General features: G+C 70.2%; 15 protein-coding genes. 5 read left to right on the top strand and 10 right to left on the bottom strand.

Annotated elements, in window-relative coordinates:
- Window positions 1-58 precede the first annotated feature (58 nt).
- Genes BEK98_RS33200 through BEK98_RS33225 form a run of 6 tightly spaced genes read right to left on the bottom strand, consistent with a single transcriptional unit; the run spans window position 59 to window position 7,257 of the window.
- Window positions 59-1,489 (bottom strand): NAD(P)/FAD-dependent oxidoreductase, encoded by a 1,431-nt coding sequence (locus BEK98_RS33200; RefSeq protein ID WP_094220452.1) that lies wholly within the window; start codon window positions 1,487-1,489, stop codon window positions 59-61.
- A 38-nt stretch (window positions 1,490-1,527) separates the two neighbouring features.
- Window positions 1,528-2,328, bottom strand: coding sequence for an ABC transporter permease (locus tag BEK98_RS33205; protein WP_094220453.1), 801 nt, complete (start codon window positions 2,326-2,328; stop codon window positions 1,528-1,530).
- Window positions 2,329-3,258, bottom strand: coding sequence for an ABC transporter permease (locus BEK98_RS33210; protein WP_094220454.1), 930 nt, complete (start codon window positions 3,256-3,258; stop codon window positions 2,329-2,331).
- 2 nt (window positions 3,259-3,260) lie between these two features.
- Window positions 3,261-4,415 (bottom strand): ABC transporter ATP-binding protein, encoded by a 1,155-nt coding sequence (locus BEK98_RS33215; protein WP_094220672.1) that lies wholly within the window; start codon window positions 4,413-4,415, stop codon window positions 3,261-3,263.
- A 5-nt stretch (window positions 4,416-4,420) separates the two neighbouring features.
- Entirely contained in the window at window positions 4,421-5,668 is a 1,248-nt protein-coding gene (locus tag BEK98_RS33220) for an ABC transporter substrate-binding protein (RefSeq protein WP_094220455.1), read from the bottom strand.
- A gap of 53 nt (window positions 5,669-5,721) precedes the next feature.
- Entirely contained in the window at window positions 5,722-7,257 is a 1,536-nt protein-coding gene (locus tag BEK98_RS33225) for a gamma-aminobutyraldehyde dehydrogenase (protein ID WP_094220456.1), read from the bottom strand.
- Window positions 7,258-7,466: 209 nt separating this feature from the next.
- Between BEK98_RS33225 and BEK98_RS33230 the strand changes: the two genes are divergently transcribed.
- Window positions 7,467-8,024, top strand: coding sequence for an NADAR family protein (locus BEK98_RS33230; protein ID WP_094220457.1), 558 nt, complete (start codon window positions 7,467-7,469; stop codon window positions 8,022-8,024).
- Window positions 8,025-8,278: 254 nt separating this feature from the next.
- Here BEK98_RS33230 and BEK98_RS50270 read toward each other — a convergent pair whose 3' ends face one another.
- A complete protein-coding gene (locus BEK98_RS50270; protein ID WP_244202095.1) occupies window positions 8,279-9,088 on the bottom strand; it encodes a DUF4190 domain-containing protein in 810 nt (269 codons plus the stop codon).
- 157 nt (window positions 9,089-9,245) lie between these two features.
- Here BEK98_RS50270 and BEK98_RS33240 point away from each other — a divergent pair, with 157 nt between their 5' ends.
- Both BEK98_RS33240 and BEK98_RS33245 read left to right on the top strand, forming a co-directional pair.
- On the top strand, window positions 9,246-10,316 hold the full coding sequence (locus BEK98_RS33240) for an adenosine deaminase (protein ID WP_167444310.1): 1,071 nt from the start codon (window positions 9,246-9,248) through the stop codon (window positions 10,314-10,316).
- Window positions 10,317-10,359: 43 nt separating this feature from the next.
- Window positions 10,360-11,046 carry a glycerophosphodiester phosphodiesterase gene (locus tag BEK98_RS33245; RefSeq protein WP_094220460.1) on the top strand — a complete coding sequence of 229 codons (687 nt, stop codon included), beginning with the start codon at window positions 10,360-10,362 and terminating at the stop codon, window positions 11,044-11,046.
- On the opposite strand, the gene BEK98_RS33250 is transcribed toward BEK98_RS33245, so the two are convergent.
- Window positions 11,043-11,639, bottom strand: a complete 597-nt coding sequence (locus BEK98_RS33250) for an NADPH-dependent F420 reductase (RefSeq protein WP_094220461.1) — start codon at window positions 11,637-11,639, stop codon at window positions 11,043-11,045. The genes BEK98_RS33245 and BEK98_RS33250 overlap by 4 nt on opposite strands.
- A gap of 77 nt (window positions 11,640-11,716) precedes the next feature.
- Here BEK98_RS33250 and BEK98_RS33255 point away from each other — a divergent pair, with 77 nt between their 5' ends.
- On the top strand, window positions 11,717-12,076 hold the full coding sequence (locus BEK98_RS33255) for a winged helix-turn-helix transcriptional regulator (RefSeq protein WP_094220462.1): 360 nt from the start codon (window positions 11,717-11,719) through the stop codon (window positions 12,074-12,076).
- On the opposite strand, the gene BEK98_RS33260 is transcribed toward BEK98_RS33255, so the two are convergent.
- Together BEK98_RS33260 and BEK98_RS33265 are read right to left on the bottom strand one after the other, a co-directional pair.
- Window positions 12,058-13,737 carry an RNA polymerase sigma factor gene (locus BEK98_RS33260; RefSeq protein ID WP_094220463.1) on the bottom strand — a complete coding sequence of 560 codons (1,680 nt, stop codon included), beginning with the start codon at window positions 13,735-13,737 and terminating at the stop codon, window positions 12,058-12,060. The genes BEK98_RS33255 and BEK98_RS33260 overlap by 19 nt on opposite strands.
- Before the next feature lie 158 nt (window positions 13,738-13,895).
- Window positions 13,896-15,527 carry a PQQ-binding-like beta-propeller repeat protein gene (locus BEK98_RS33265; protein ID WP_244202096.1) on the bottom strand — a complete coding sequence of 544 codons (1,632 nt, stop codon included), beginning with the start codon at window positions 15,525-15,527 and terminating at the stop codon, window positions 13,896-13,898.
- A gap of 435 nt (window positions 15,528-15,962) precedes the next feature.
- Here BEK98_RS33265 and BEK98_RS33270 point away from each other — a divergent pair, with 435 nt between their 5' ends.
- Window positions 15,963-16,493, top strand: a complete 531-nt coding sequence (locus tag BEK98_RS33270; protein WP_143684192.1) for a hypothetical protein — start codon at window positions 15,963-15,965, stop codon at window positions 16,491-16,493.
- The last annotated feature ends 53 nt before the right edge of the window (window positions 16,494-16,546 follow it).

A 16,546-nucleotide genomic window follows, 5' to 3' on the forward strand; every position in this document is an offset into this window, starting at 1 on the left:
TCTTTGGAGTGACCCGGGTCACTCCCGCCGCGGTCCGGCAGGACTCGCCGGAGAGGGCTCAGCTGTCGAAGCCCAGACCCAGCCGGTCCATCGTCCGCAGCCACAGATTGCGGCGGCCGCCGTGCGCGTCCGCGCGGGCCAGGGACCACTTGGTCAGCGCGATGCCGGTCCAGGCGAAGGGCTCCGGCGGGAACGGCAGCGGCTTCTTGCGGACCATCTCCAGCTCGGTCCGCTCGGTGCGCTCCCCGTCCAGCAGGTCCAGCATCACATCGGCGCCGAAGCGGGTGGCGCCGACGCCGAGGCCGGTGTAGCCCGCCGCGTACGCCACCTTCCCCTGGTGGGCCGTGCCGAAGAACGCCGAGAAGCGCGAGCAGGTGTCGATCGCGCCGCCCCAGGCGTGGGTGAAGCGGACACCCTCCAGCTGCGGGAAGCAGGTGAAGAAGTGGCCGGCCAGCTTGGCGTAGGTCTCGGGGCGGTCGTCGTACTCGGCGCGGACCCGGCCGCCGTAGTGGTGGATCGCGTCGTAGCCGCCCCACAGGATCCGGTTGTCGGCGGACAGCCGGAAGTAGTGGAACTGGTTCGCCGAGTCCCCGAGGCCCTGGCGGTTCTTCCAGCCGATCGAGTCCAGCTGCCCGGCGCTCAGCGGCTCGGTCATCAGCGCGTAGTCGTAGACCGGGACGGTGTACGAGCGCACGCGCCGCAGCAGGCTCGGGAAGATGTTCGTGCCGAGCGCGACCCGGCGGGCACGGACCGAGCCGTACGGCGTGCGTACGGCCATGCCGGCGCCGTACTGCTTCAGGGTGAGGGCGGGCGTGTGCTCGTACACGCGCACCCCGAGCCTGACGCACGCCTGCTTCAGGCCCCAGGCCAGCTTGGCCGGGTGCAGCATGGCCACGCCCCGGCGGTCCCACAGGCCCGCTTCGAAGGTGGGCGAGTTCACCTGCTCGCGCACGGCGTCGGCGTCGAGGAACTCGATGCCGTCCGCGAGGCCCTTCTCGTCCAGCTCCCGGTGCCAGTCGCGCAGCTCCCAGGCCTGGTAGGTCTCGGTGGCGACGTCGATCTCGCCGGTGCGCTCGAAGTCGCAGTCGATGCCGTGCCGGGCGACGGCGGCCTCGATCTCGTCGAGGTTGCGCCGCCCCAGCTCCTCCAGCCGCTGGATCTCGTCCGGCCAGCGGGTCAGGCCGTTGGGCAGGCCGTGGGTGAGGGAGGCGGCGCAGAAGCCGCCGTTGCGGCCGGAGGCGGCCCAGCCCACCTCGCGGCCTTCCAGCAGGACCACATCGCACTGCGGGTCGCGCTCCTTGGCGTTGAGCGCGGTCCACAGTCCGCTGTAGCCGCCGCCGACGACCAGCAGGTCGCAGGTCTCGTTGCCGGTGAGGGCGGGCTCGGCGGATGGCTTGCCGGGGTCTTCCAGCCAGTACGGGACCGGCTGGGCTTCGGAAAGAGAGGCGATCCAGTTGTCTTTGCCACGACTCATGGCGCTTGGGGCCATGATTTCAACTCCCTACAGAGGGTTCATGCCTTTGGGCTTTACGCCTTTTGACTGTTACGGCGGTTGGTGACGAGCATCGAGACCAGGACGAACAGTACGGCGACCAGGAACATGGCCGTACCGATGACGTTGATCTGAACGGGTGTTCCGCGCTGCGCCGAACCCCACACGAACATGGGGAAGGTGACGGTCGAGCCCGCGTTGAAATTGGTGATGATGAAATCGTCGAAGGAGAGCGCGAACGAAAGCAGCGCGCCCGCGGCGATTCCGGGTGCCGCGATCGGCAGGGTGACCCGCACGAAGGTCTGCACCGGGCCGGCGTACAGGTCCCGGGCGGCCTCCTCCAGGCGCGGGTCCATCGACATCACACGCGCCTTGACCGCGGTGACGACGAAGCTGAGGCAGAACATGATGTGCGCGATCAGGATCGTCCAGAAGCCGAGCTGTGCGCCCATGTTGAGGAACAGGGTGAGCAGCGAGGCCGCCATGACGACCTCGGGCATCGCCATCGGCAGGAAGATCAGCGAGTTGACGGCGCCGCGGGCGCGGAAGCGGTAACGGACCAGCGCGAAGGCGATCATCGTGCCGAGGATCGTGGCGCCGACCGTGGCCCACACGGCGATCTGGAGGCTGATGGACAGCGAGCCGCACATGTCGGCGACGCCGCACGGGTCCTTCCAGGCGTCCGTGGAGAACTGCTGCCACTCGTAGTTGAAGCGCCCCTTCGGCTTGTTGAAGGAGAACACCGTCACGATGACGTTCGGCAGCAGGAGATAGGCGAGCGTACACAGGCCCGCGATGACGACTAGATGGCGCTTGAGCCAGGTGACGAAGGGCATTTAGACCAGATCCTCCGTCCCGGAGCGGCGGATGTAGACCGTGACCATGAACAGGATCGCGGCCATGAGGATGAAGGAAAGCGCGGCCGCCGTCGGATAGTCCAGAATGCGCAGGAACTGCGTCTGGATGACGTTGCCGATCATGCGGGTGTCGGTCGAGCCGAGGAGTTCGGCGTTGACGTAGTCGCCAGCCGCCGGAATGAAGGTCAGCAGGGTTCCGGAGACGACGCCCGGCATCGACAGCGGGAAGGTCACCTTGCGGAAGGTGGTCCACGGCTTGGCGTACAGGTCGCCGGCCGCCTCGTGCAGCCGCCCGTCGATCCGCTCCAGCGAGGTGTAGAGCGGCAGGATCATGAACGGCAGGAAGTTGTACGTCAGACCGCACACCACCGCGAGCGGGGTGGCGAGGACACGGTCGCCGGCCGTCCAGCCGATCCAGTCGGTGAGGTCCAGGATGTGCAGCGTGTTCAGGGTGTGCACGACCGGGCCGTTGTCGGCGAGGATCGTCTTCCAGGCCAGGGTGCGGATCAGGAAGCTGGTGAAGAACGGCGCGATCACCAGGATCATGATCAGGTTCCGCCAGCGGCCCGCGCGGAAGGCGATCAGATAGGCCAGCGGGTAGCCCAGCAGCAGGCACATCACGGTCGCCGCGGCGGCGTAGAACACGGACCGCAGGAACTGCGGCCAGTACTCGACCAGGGCGTCCCAGTAGGTCGCGAGGTGCCAGGTGACCTTGTAGCCCTCCTCCAGGGAGCCCGTCTGCACGGACGTGGAGGCCTGGTAGATCATCGGCAGCGCGAAGAAAATGACCAGCCACAGCAGGCCGGGGAGCAGCAGCCAGTACGGCGTGAACCGGCCCCGCTTGCGCGGGGACTGCTTCGCCGGCTCGGCGGGGGCGAGAGGCGGGGGCGCCTCGGTGAGCGTCGACATGTCTACGCGGCCTCTTCCTCGACGGTCTCCACGCCGGCGTCGATGTCCTGGGCCGCGTCCAGGCCGAAGGTGTGGGCCGGGCTCCAGTGCAGGACGACGTCGGCACCGGGGACGAGCCGGCCGTCGCGCTCGACGTTCTGGACGTAGACCGCGAACTCGTCGCAGACCGGGGTGTCGATCACGTACTGCGTGGAGACGCCGATGAAGCTGGCGTCGGCGATCTTGCCGGTGATGCGGTTGCGGCCCTCGGGGATGGAGCCGGCGTCGTCGGCGTGGGTGAGCGCGATCTTCTCGGGGCGGATGCCGACCAGCACCTTGCCGCCGGTCTTCGTCGGGGCGGCACAGCGCGACTCGGGGAGGACGAGCTTGTCGCCGCCCGCCTTGAGCACGATGTCGCCGCCGTTCTTCGTGTCGACCTCCGCCTCGATCAGGTTGGAGGTGCCGAGGAAGTTCGCGACGAAGGTGGTCTGCGGGTTCTCGTACAGGTCGGTCGGCGCGCCGAGCTGCTCGACGCGGCCCGCGTTCATCACGGCGACCGTGTCGGCCATGGTCATGGCCTCCTCCTGGTCGTGCGTGACGTGGATGAAGGTGATGCCGACCTCGGTCTGGATGCGCTTGAGCTCCAGCTGCATCTGCCGGCGCAGCTTCAGGTCGAGGGCGCCGAGCGGCTCGTCGAGGAGGAGGACCTTCGGGTGGTTGATCAGCGCCCGGGCCACCGCGACACGCTGCTGCTGGCCGCCGGAGAGCTGGTGCGGCTTCTTGCGCGCCTGCTCGCCGAGCTGGACCAGCTCCAGCATCTCCTCGACCTGCTTCTTCACGCTCTTGATGCCGCGCCGGCGCAGGCCGAAGGCGACGTTCTCGAAGATGTCGAGGTGCGGGAAGAGGGCGTAGGACTGGAAGACCGTGTTGACCGGCCGTTTGTACGGCGGCAGGTGGGTGACCTCCTGGTCGCCGAGGTACACGGTGCCGCTGGTCGGCTCCTCCAGGCCCGCGATCATGCGCAGGGTGGTCGTCTTGCCGCAGCCCGAGGCGCCGAGCAGGGCGAAGAAGGAGCCCTGTGGCACGGTCAGGTCCAGCGGGTGTACGGCGGTGAAGGAGCCGTAGGTCTTGCCGATTCCGGTGAGGCGGACGTCGCCGCTGCTGTCTGTCGTCGTCATCTTCGTCACGCCCCTGTGAGCTTCGCGAACTTCTCTTCGTAGGCCGTCTCTTCCTTCTGGCTCAGGGAGCGGAAGGCGTGGGACTTTGCCTGCATGGCCTTGTCGGGAACGATCAGCGGGTTGTCCGCCGCAGCCTTGTCGATCTTCGCAAGGTAGGGCTGGACGCCGTCGACCGGACTGACGTAGTTGATGTAGGCGGCGAGCGCGGCGGCCTGTTCGGGCTCGTAGTAGAAGTCGATCAGCCGCTCGGCGTTGGTCTTGTGGCGCGCCTTGTTGGGAATCAGCATGTTGTCCGACGACGTCATGTAGCCGCTGTCGGGGATGACGAAGTCCACGTCCGGGCTGTCCGCCTTGAGCTGGACCACGTCTCCGGCCCACGCGATGCAGGCCGCGAAGTCGCCCTTGGTCAGGTCGGACGTGTAGTCGTTGCCGGTGAAGCGGCGGATCTGGCCCTTGTCGACGGCCTTCTGGAGCCGGGCGATCACCGCGTCGAAGTCGTCGTCGGTGAAGTTCGCCGGGTCCTTGCCCATGTCGAGCAGGGTCATGCCGATGCTGTCGCGCATCTCCGACAGGAAGCCGACGCGCCCCTTGAGCTTGGGGTTGTCGAGCAGGTCGGAGACCGACTTCACCTCGATGCCGTCGAGCGCCTTCTTGTTGTAGGCGATGACCGTCGAGATGCCCTGCCAGGGGTACGAGTACGCCCGTCCCGGGTCCCAGTCGGGGTTGCGGAACTGGGCCGACAGGTTGGTGTAGGCGTGCGGCAGGTTGGCCGGGTCCAGTTTCTGGACCCACCCGAGGCGGATCAGCCGGGCGGCCAGCCAGTCGGTGAGGACGATGATGTCGCGGCCGGTGTCCTGGCCCGCGGCGAGCTGCGGCTTGATCTTGCCGAAGAACTCGTTGTTGTCGTTGATGTCCTCGGTGTACTTGACCGAGATGCCGGTCCGCTTCTGGAAGGCGTCGAGCGTCGGGTGGTGCTTGCCGCTGTCGTCGACGTCGATGTACTCGGTCCAGTTGGAGAAGTTCACGACCTTCTCGGTGGCCGAGTGGTCCTGAGCGGACATGCCGCCCTGCGTCTTGCCCGCCGCGGGGATCCCGCAGGCGCTCAGCGCCCCGAGTCCGCCGACCGTGAGCGCGCCGCCCGCGGAGGCGCGCAGCAGCGACCGGCGGGTCATCGCCGCCCGGCCGTTACGCAGGCTGCGCCGCATTGCGGCCACTTGGGGCGGGGTCAGGCGGTCGGGCTCGTACTGCTCCATGCGCTTGGTGCCCTTTCGGGAGGGGTCGGCCTGATCACTGGCCTGGTCGGTCTCTAGCGGTCCCCGAAGATGGTGCGGTGCCAGTCCTTCCTGGCTACCGCGGTGTTGTCGAACATTACGTGCTTGACCTGCGTGTACTCCTCGAACGAGTACGCCGACATGTCCTTGCCGAAGCCGGAGGCCTTGTAGCCGCCGTGCGGCATCTCGCTGATGATCGGGATGTGATCGTTGATCCACACGCAGCCCGCCTTGATCTCGCGGGTGGCGCGGTTGGCCCGGTAGACATTGCTGCTCCAGGCGGAGGCGGCGAGGCCGTAGGGGGTGTCGTTGGCCAGCCGGATGCCCTCATCATCACCGTCGAACGGCAGTACGACCAGCACGGGACCGAAGATCTCGGACTGGACGATCTCGCTGTCCTGGGCCGCGTCGGCGATCAGGGTGGGCCGGTAGTAGGCGCCGTCCTTGAGGTCGCCCTGCGGGGCCTCGCCTCCCGTCACCACGCGCGCGTAGGCACGCGCCCGGTCCACGAAGCCGGCGACCCGGTCGCGCTGGACGTGTGAGATGAGCGGACCGAGGTCGGTGCCCGGCGCGAACGGATCGCCGAGCCGCACGGTCTCCATCAGCGCGGCCGTCCGCTCCACGAAGGCCTCGTACAGCGGTCGCTGCACGTACGCGCGCGTGGCGGCCGTGCAGTCCTGCCCGGTGTTGATGAGCGAGCCCGCGACCGCGCCGTGCACGGCGGCCTCCAGGTCGGCGTCGTCGAAGACGACGAAGGGGGCCTTGCCGCCCAGCTCCAGGTGGAGGCGCTTGACGGTGGCGGTGGCGACCTCGGCGACCCGCTTGCCCACGGGGGTGGACCCGGTGAAGGAGGTCATGGCCACGTCGGGATGGCCGACGAGGTGCTCACCGGCCTCCTTGCCGGTACCCGTGACGATGTTGATGACGCCGTCCGGAATCCCGGCGTCGGTGGCGGCCTGGGCGAACAGCAGCGAGGTCAGCGGGGTCAGCTCCGCGGGCTTGAGCACGATGGTGTTGCCCGCGGCGATGGCCGGAAGGATCTTCCAGGCGGCCATCTGGAGGGGGTAGTTCCAGGGGGCGATCGACCCGACGACACCGATGGGCTCGCGCCGGATGTACGACGTGTGGTCGCCCGAGTACTCGCCGGCGGACTGACCCTGCAGATGCCGGGCCGCGCCCGCGAAGAAGGCGGTGTTGTCGATGGTCCCCGGTACGTCGAACTCGCGGGTCAGCTTCAGCGGCTTGCCGCACTGCAGGGACTCGGCGCGGGCGAAGTCCTCCGCACGGTCCGCGAGCACGGCGGCGAACCGGTGCAGCGCGTCGGAGCGCTCGCCCGGGGTGGTGGCGGCCCAGCCCGGGAAGGCCTCGCGCGCGGCGGCGACCGCGGCGTCGACGTCGTCGGTGCCGGCCAGCTCGTAGGTGTACACCTCCTCGCCGGTGGCGGGGTCGACCACGGCGTGGGTACGGCCCGAGGTGCCCTTCGTCAGGCGGCCCGCGATGAACTGCGCGCCGTCCGCGAAGCGCTCCTGTGCGGGGAATCGTTCCGGGGTGGCGGTGCCCGGGTTCTGCATGTCGCTCTCCTCCGCCGATTGCCCCGTCCCGGGGGGTGGGTGGCGTAGCTCCAGCTCGATTTGAGTGCCGATCCTGACAGAGCAATAGGACTCCAACAAGTGATTCCGTTGTTGCCTTTTGGTTACGCGACGGAATCTGTCGACCAGGTGTCGAGTCGGCGCGGAAAAGGGCGGACGGAGTGTCAGTGGTGCGTGCCAGACTCGCGTGCATGGGAAAGATCGACGGATTGGAAGCCCTGATCAGGGAAGTCAGAGCAGGGGCTCAGATCAAGTACCTCCACTTCTGGGGGCACCGGCCGCGGCCTGACGGCCGGGTCGGCGCGAGCTGTCTGAGCCAGTGGTGGCCGTCACCCTTCGTGGTCGACGGTGTCGAATACGCGACGGCCGAGCACTGGATGATGGCCGGCAAGGCGCGACTGTTCGGGGACGAGGAGGCGGAGCGCCGGGCCCTGGCCGCGAAGCATCCCGCCGAGGCCAAGAAGGCGGGGCGCCTGGTCCGCGACTTCGACGAGGCGACGTGGGAGCGGAAGCGCTTCGGGATCGTCGTCGAGGGCAGCGTCCACAAGTTCACCTCGGACGACAGCCTCCGAACCTTCCTGCTGAACACCGGCAACCGCGTCCTGGTGGAGGCAAGCCCCGTGGACCGCGTGTGGGGCATCGGCCTGACGGCGGACGACGAGGCGGCCGCGGACCCCGAGCGGTGGCGGGGGCCGAACCTGCTGGGGTTCGCGCTTATGGAGGCTCGGGAGCGGTTGGCGGGGGTGTGACTTTGCGGGGGTGTGACCTTGCGGGGCCTCGGCAGGGGTGAGCGGGCCGGGGGGGGAGCCAGACCGGTGGGCTGAGCCCTGACCGGTAAGCCCCGCCGTGGCCGGTGGGCCCAGCCCTGGCCGGGCCGCCGTCAGCCGGACCGGGGAGGGCTGAGCTGGGCGCGGTCCGCGTCCGTCGGAGCGGCCGGGGCGGTCGTCAGGCGGGGCGGCCGCCGCACGGAGGCGGCTGCCGGCCGGGACGGCCATCGCGCGGGTCAGCTCTTGTACGCCGCGATCACGAACGCGAAGAGGCCCAGGATCAGCACGATGCTCGCGGCGCCGCAGATGATCCCGGCGAGGGCCACGCCCGGGTTGGTGGCCTCGCCCCGGCGGGCCTTGCCGCGGCCCAGGGCGCCGAGGATCACGGCCACGACGCCCATCACCAGGGCCAGCGGCCACGCGCAGAAGCCGACCGTCGCCAGGATGCCCAGCACCAGGGAGGCCGTGCCCATGCCGTTGTTCGGCTGCGGCTGCAGGCCCGGCCAGCCGTAGCCGCCCGCCGCTGGGTAGGAGGGGATGCCGGGTGCGCCGTAGCCCGGCTGCTGGGGCGGATAGCCGTACGGAACCTGTCCGGGGCCGTCGGGGGATATGGGCGGCGGGGGTACGGGGGCCGTCTCGTAGGGCTGGGCCATGGGTGGCCCGTACGGGTTGGCGGGGGCGACCGGAGGGGCGTACGGCGTCGCCGCGGGTGGGGCAGTGGGCGGAGCGAACGGGTTCGCCGGCGCGGAGGCCGGAGGGGCGTACGGGTCGGCCGGTCTGGCCCAGGCCGGTGGGACCGCGTCGGCAGGGGCGTCCGGGGTGGGGAGGGACGTGACCGTCTGCTGGTCGTGGACCGAAGGGTGCGGTGGCGGTACCGGGGTTCCCGGTGCTCCGGAGAGGACCGTGTCACCGGCTCCCTGCTCGGGTGCCGGAGACGCCGCCCATGGATCCGCCGCACTCCCCTTGTCCAGGGAGACCCGGGGTGACTCGGGCCCGCTCCCGGCGCTGTGCTCCCGTGGCGTCGGCTGTGGCGCCTCGTCGGACATGGCTCAGGCCCCCCTGTGATCGATGTCCTGTCATGCTACGGCGGGGGCCGGGGCGTCGTGGGCGGGGGCCTACGATGATCCCGAGTCATCGATCAGCCGATCACCCGCGCCCGGACCACGGACCTCGCTCCACGGGCGCCGTTCCCGGGGAGGAACCTTGACCGACCGCAGCTCCGTGCCCGCCGCCGGTACGCCCGACCGCGATCTGCAGGCCTTCATCGCCGGACTGCCCAAGGCCGAACTGCACGTCCACCACGTCGGCTCCGCCTCCCCCCGCATCGTCTCGGAACTGGCCGCCCGCCACCCCGACTCCAAGGTCCCCACCGACCCCGAGGCGCTGGCCGACTACTTCACGTTCACGGACTTCGCGCACTTCATCGACGTGTACCTGTCCGTCGTGGACCTGATCCGCACCCCGGAGGACGTCCGGCTGCTGACCTACGAGGTGGCCCGTGACCTGGCCCGCCAGCAGGTGCGGTACGCCGAGCTGACCATCACCCCGTTCTCCTCGACCCGGCGCGGCATCGACGAGCTGGCCTTCATGGCCGCGATCGAGGACGCGCGCAAGGCGGCCGAGGCCGAGTTCGGGACCGTGCTGCGCTGGTGCTTCGACATCCCCGGCGAGGCCGGTCTGGAGTCCGCCGAGGAGACCGCCCGCCTCGCCACCGACGACCGGATCCGCCCGGAGGGCCTGGTGTCGTTCGGGCTCGGCGGGCCCGAGATCGGCGTGCCCCGGCCGCAGTTCAAGCCGTACTTCGACCGGGCCATCGCCGCCGGCCTGCACTCCGTGCCGCACGCCGGGGAGACCACCGGCCCGGAGACGGTGTGGGACGCGCTGACCGAGCTGCGCGCCGAGCGGATCGGACACGGCACCAGCTCCGCGCAGGACCCCAAGCTGCTCGCGCACCTCGCCGAGCACCGCATCGCGCTGGAGGTCTGCCCGACCTCCAACATCGCCACCCGCGCGGTCCGCACCCTGGACGAGCACCCGATCAAGGAGTTCACCCGGGCCGGCGTGCTGGTCACGATCAACTCCGACGACCCGCCGATGTTCGGCACCGACCTGAACAACGAGTACGCGGTGGCCGCCCGCCTCCTCGACCTCGACGAGCGGGGCCTCGCCGACCTCGCCAAGAACGCCGTGGAGGCGTCCTTCCTGGACGCGCCGGGCAAGGCCAGGATCGTGCGGGAGATCGACACGTACACCACCACGTGGCTCGCCCCCTGATCCCTGCGCGATCGACCACCGCGCCATGGTCACAATGGGGGCCATGCAGACCGTGACCGCCGTGGCCCACCGCGGCGCCCCCTACCGCTTCCGGGAGAACACCCTCGACTCGCTGCGTTCCGCGCTCGACCTGGGCGCGGACGCGGTCGAGATCGACGTACGCCTCACCCGCGACGGCGTCCCCGTGCTGCTGCACGACGGGACGCTGAAGCGGCTGTGGGAGCACGACCGGCCCCTGCCCTCGCTGTCGGCGGACGAGGTGCGCGGGCTCACCGCGGGCGGGGTGCCGACACTGGCCGAGGCACTGGCCGCGACCGGCGACAGCCGGGTGATGGTGGACCTGTGCGGACGGGTCGACCGCCGGACCGTGCAGCGGGTGATGGACGTGGTCCGGCAGAGCGGGGCCCGGGACCGCGTGTACTACTGCGCCCACGCCGAGGCCATGCTCGCCGTCCGCGCCGCCGACCCCGCCGCCGAGATCGCCCTGACCTGGACGACTCTGGCCCCGCCCCGGCCGGCGCTGCTGGACGTGGTGCGCCCCCGCTGGCTCAACTACCGCTTCTCCCTGGTCGACCGGGCCCTGGCGGCCCGCGTCCACCACGACGGATACCTCCTGTCCGTCTGGACCCCGGACACCCGCCGCTCCATGCGCCGCCTCCTCGACCTGGGCGTCGACTCGATCACCACGAACCGCATCGACGCCCTGCACGCCCTGCGCGACGAGGCCTAACCGGCGGCGAACTCCAGCGGCGGCGCGATCGCCTGGGCGTCCGCGCCCTCGCCCACCCACAGGCGGATCAGCAGCGCGGCCGTGGCCTCCAGCAGGCCGGACCGGTCGAGGCCGCCGGCGTGCAGGGGTTCGCAGCCGAGATCGCGGACGAGCCGTCGTACGACCGTGAGCGCGTCCTCGTCGTCCCCGCACAGTGGGACGGCGAGGGGGCGGCCGGCGAAGACCGGCGGGGTCAGCCGCCAGACGCTCTCGTGGCAGAGGTTGAAGGCCTTCACCACGCGGGCGGTGGGAGCGGCGGAGGCGATCCGCTCGGCGGCCGCGGGGCCACTGGCCGTGAGCAGCCCGAAGTCCGGGCCCACCGGGTTGGTGCAGTCGATCAGCACCCTCCCGCGCAGCACGTCGGCGAGGCCGGCGACCACCTCCACGACCGCCGCGTAGGGCACCGCCAGCAGCACCGCGTCGGTCCCGTGCCCCGCCGCCGCCCGTACGTCCCCGCGCGACCGGCTGCCCGCGAGCACGTCGTGTCCGGCCCGCTTCCACTGCTCCCCGAGCGCGTCCGCCATGCCACCCCTGCCGAGTATTCCGATGCGCACAACTGCCACCCCGTCCAGGTCGGTTGGATTCACCTACGGCCACGACAGTAGGAAGCGGCTCGGGCACCATTCGGTAAGTGACCGAAGACCAGGACTTCCTCGCCGACTGCCGCGCCCGGCTCGCCTTCGACCTGCTCGGCAACACCTGGAACTCCGTGGTGCTGTGGGCGCTCAAGGACGGCCCCCGGCGCCCGGGCGCCCTGCGCGAGCACATCGGCGGGATCAGTCAGAAGGTGCTGACCGAGACGCTGCGGCGGCTGGAGTTCAACGGCCTGGTGGAGCGGCGGGCGTACGACGGTGCGCCGCCCCGGGTGGAGTACGGGCTCACCGGCCTCGGGCGGACCCTGCTCGCGCCCATCGATGCCTTCGGTGCCTGGGCGTTCGAGCACGGGGACGAGGTCATGGCCGCGCAGGAGCGCTACACGCGCGAGCGCTGAGGGACCGTCGCCGGATCGGCGGGGGTGGCGCGGGTCAGGTACTGCGGGACGGGCGCCGAGTCCTTGCCGTCGTCGCGGACCAGGCCGAAGCGGATGGTGCCCTGCGGGGGGCCGGTGGTGACGTCCTGGTGCACGGCCTGCCAGGTGGACGGGAAGACGATGACGCCGTAGTCGCAGCCGCGTTCGTTCACGGTGAGGGTGACCGTGCCGTCCAGGTAGAAGTACTCGTTCTGCCACATCTGCTGGGTGCCGGCGGGCAGCACCGCGTAGCCGATGGTGGGGCCGCCCATGCCGGTGGCGTAGCCGTCGGGGCTGCCGGCGAGGGGGTCGTCCATCCGGCGGCCGCCGCCCGAGGCGACGTGGAACAGCTTGCCCGTCAGCCCGGTCCAGGCAGGCGGAACCAGCGAGCCGGGCCGGGACTTGGGCAGGATCTGCCAGCGGACCTGGACATAGCCCCGGCCGCTGAGCGTGACACTGTCCCCGCGGTGCTGCATCACGGCCTTGGCACCGCCGGTGCTGGTGATGCCGGTCTCGGGCCGGTGGGGCAGCGCGGCCGGGGGCGTGTCCGGGTCGGGTGCCCGGTCGACGGCGTCGACGACCGTGCCGTAGACGGCCTTCTGCCGGGTCGGCGAAGGCGTGGGTGAGGGGGTGGGTGAAGGTGAGGCCGACCGGGGCGGCGAGGCCGACGTGACGGGGGGCTGGACGGCCGTGCGGTCCGCCGTGGGTGTGGGTGCCGTGCGGGCGGGCGGTGCGTCGGGGGTGCGTACGGCGATGTAGGCGCCGCCCGCGACGAGTGTCGCGCCGGCCGTCACGGCCACGGCGGGCTTGGTCAGGGCGCCCAGCACCTTGGTGGACCAGCCGACGGTGGTCGCCGCGGCCGCCGTCTTGCCGCCGAGTACCAGCGACAGGGTGAACCCGGCCGGTACGGGCACCAGGGCGATCCCGACGATGAGCCGCTCGGCCGGTACGACGGGTTCGCGGGCGTCGCCGCAGTAGCCGCAGCCCCGGATGTGCCGAGCCAGCCGTTTACGCCAGACCGAGTCGGGCCGGCCGGGCCAGCGGGCGGTCAGTTCGCGCAGCTCGGGGCAGGCTCCGGCCAGGGCCCGGACGATGCCCCGGGAGGTCTCGAGGCGCTCCTTCATCCGCTGCACGCGGACGGCGGCGTGCTGTCTGCTGATGCCGACGGCGGCCGCCAGCTCGCGCCGGGTCAGCTCCCCGGCCACCTCCAGCCACCACAGCGACAGCAACTGCCGGTCCTCGGCGTCCAGCCAGCGCACGGCCTCCGCGACCTCGCGCCGCTGCCCCTCCAACTGGAGCCGCAGGACGGAGAGTTCGGCGAAGTCCCCGTCCTGCGGCGGGCCCTCGGCGGACCGCCGACCCTTCCCCCGGCGCGCCCGGTCGCGTATCTGGCGCATGGCGATGGCCATCAGCCAGGACCGGAAGCTGTCCGGGTCGCGGAGGGTGCCGAGGTTGTCGACGGCGCGGATCATGGTCTCCTGGACGACGTCGTCGACGTCGGCGTGGCCGTTCAGGGCGCGGCCGACGACGTTGTAGACCAGCGGCAGCCAGCCCTCCAGCAGTTCCTCCAGAGCCCGCCGGTCACCGGCCTGCGCGGCGGCGACGGTGGCGGACCACTCCCGCCCGCTGACGTCCGTCCTCATGCCCGCACCTTCTCAGCCCAGGCCGTCCTGCACGCAATGCCGTGGATCACACTGTGGAGACGGGCTAGGCGGGGGCCTGATAACAGTTTTTCCGGGCTGTCTTCACTCTGCTTCCGCTCTGCTTTCGCTCTGCTTTCGCTCTCGCTCTCGCTCTCGCACTACGGGGTGGCGAAGGGGTTCACCCACCACGGCTCTCCCACCGATCGCTTCGTCGCGGTCGCCGGTGCGGTCGCGGCCGCCGGTGCAGTTGCGGGCGCCTTCGCGGCTGCGGTCGCCTTCGTGGCTGCGGTCGCGACGAGCGCCTTCGACCGACGTGTGGTGTTCCTGCCGTCGGTGACGGCGATGGTGTACCGGTGGCGAGAGCCGGGCTTGACGGAGTCCGTGTACGTCATCTCCGGAAGCTCCCAGTCGGTGGAGCGCTTCTTCAGCGAGGCCACGCGGACGCGGTCGCGATAGATCAGGTACGTCAGCTCCGCGGTGTCCCGGTCCCAGGTGGCCTGCCAGGTGAGCTTGACCTTGCCGGCGCGTGAACTCGTGGCCGTGAGCTGGGGAGTTGCTTCGGGAGCGGTGTTCGCGGGCCCGGACGTGAAGCGCGTCAGGCCCTGCTGGGGTCTGCCGTTGACCGTCGTGAACTCGCCGCCCGCCCAGAGGATTCCCTTGGCCATGACCAGTGCGCGGGGACCGATTGCCTCCCCTAGTCCGTCGTCCGTGTCGGGGAACCAGTGCAGGATGCGTCTGTCGCTGACGGACTGGACCAGGAAGTGCCGACGACGTCCATCGGGGAAGCCGCCCGGAGTGCGGACGCAGTTGTGGGCGTGCGAGGCGCTGTAGAGAAGGCCCCGCTGCACCACGATCGCCTGGGTGGCGCCCTGGCAGAAGTCCTTCCAGACCATCTTGCCGTCGGACAGACGGCCGGCGATGCGACCGTCGAAGATGCCCGCCCCGGTGCCTTCGGCTCCGACATAGAAGTTGGTCTTGTCGCGTGCCAGTGCCTTCACCGACGAGTACAGCGGAACCCAGTGCGGGAAAGAGGTCACGGTCGCGCCCGTCGAGGGATTCAGGGCGACCAGCGAATCCTCTGTGGCGCCGTTGACGTGCTCGAAGTCACCGCCGACGAGGACCTTTTTGTGGTCGGGTACGGCCAGAACGGCCCGGACCGGCTGGTCGATGTCCGCTCTGAAGGGCAGCAGCTTGCCCTTGGGGCTGAGGGATGCGATGTAGTTCCTGCTCTGGCCGTCGACGGTCGTGAAGTCGCCACCCAGATACACCGTGGTGCGGGTGGTGTCGATGGCACGGACCGTCGCCGCCACCGCGGGGCGGAAATCCGCGCGCAGCGAGCACTTGGCCGTGTTGAGCGCGACCACGCTGGCCACGCCGGTGTCGTCGACCTTGCCGAAGGATCCGCCGACATACAGCACCTTGCCGTCGGGCGACGCCTTCAGCGCCCGTACGGTCCCCTCGCCCTCCGAGAAGGAGTGCGCGCACGGCAGCAGTTTGCCGGTGACGGCGTCGAACGCGGCGAAGTTCTTCCGGGCGACCTCTTTCTGACCGGGTTTCGCGCCCGGCGGGCGGACGCTGTCGAAAGTGCCGCCGACGTACACGACACCGCGTGCGTAGGCGACCGACCAGACGATGCCATCGGTCTGCCATGTCGCCAAAGGGGCGGCGGTCAGGGTCTTTTCGTTGCGCGCCGGCGAGCCGTGAGCGGTGGCGAGCGGAGCGGCGGTCGCGAGAAGGGCCACGGTGGAGGCGGTGGTGACGAGCCTCGTCGTGCTTTTCCTCAGACGCATGGAACATCCCGGGATGGAAGTGGGATACGGGTGGTCGGAAGGGGAGGGGGTGACGAAAGCGCGGCAAACTATACGGATTACACACATTCCCAGGGCGGTTCCCAGGCCGACGCCGACCGTCGTGTCACCCGTCGGCAGCATCCCGGCAATTCCGTGTCGCGACGGCTCGCATGTCTGCGCATCAGGCCCTTCGTTCGGCCGAATTTCCCCGGCTCCGCCGGCACCCGCTTCACCTTTCTGGTCGTTTTATCGGACTCAAATGGCCCAGGGAAAGGAGTCGCAAAGCGTGCAGGCCACCATGCCGTGGAAATGTTCAGGTCGCCCGGCGGACAGATGTCCAGCGCTCGAACTCCCAGCAGAACATGCCCGGGAGTTCGCGAGGGCGAGATCAGGTGCCCGAGATCCAGGGCCCAGCGACAAGGAGGAGTACTCGCCATGCGAGTGACTACCCGTTCGAAGAGGCAGGTGTGGGGAGCGCGGCTCGCCTGCGCCGGCCTGACCACGGCAGTGGCCCTCGGCCTCGCCGTCAGCCCCGCGTCGGCCGCTGACTCGGCCGGGCCGCCGAGCCAGGAGGGCGTGCAGCCCATCCTGGAGCTGCCACCCCCCGAGAACCCGACCTGCGACGACCTCATCCCGGGCGCCTTCGACTTCGCGTTCAAGGTCGATCCGCCGACGGCCGGGAACCACCAGTTCGACGCTCCGCACCAGGACGGTTCGGTCGACATCGGCCTGGACAACACCGACCCCGACCACGTGCTGGTCAACTTCCTCATCCACGGGCCGTACGCCGCCCGCGGCGTCATCGTCAAGGGTGGGCCGGTCGCCAACTTCTACGACTACAACGCGACCGACTTCCCCACCGGCATCAAGGCGGACGCCCTGCTCCACGCCGCGATCAACGACAACAACGGTACGTACTACGGCCTCAGCCACATCGACTTCTGCCTGATCCCCAAGAAGTACTGACAGCACCACGGGCCGGCCGTACAGGACCGGCTCACGGGCGGAACGTCGTGACC

The sequence above is a fragment of the Streptomyces diastatochromogenes genome (genome assembly GCF_002242805.1).
Taxonomy (GTDB): domain Bacteria; phylum Actinomycetota; class Actinomycetes; order Streptomycetales; family Streptomycetaceae; genus Streptomyces; species Streptomyces diastatochromogenes.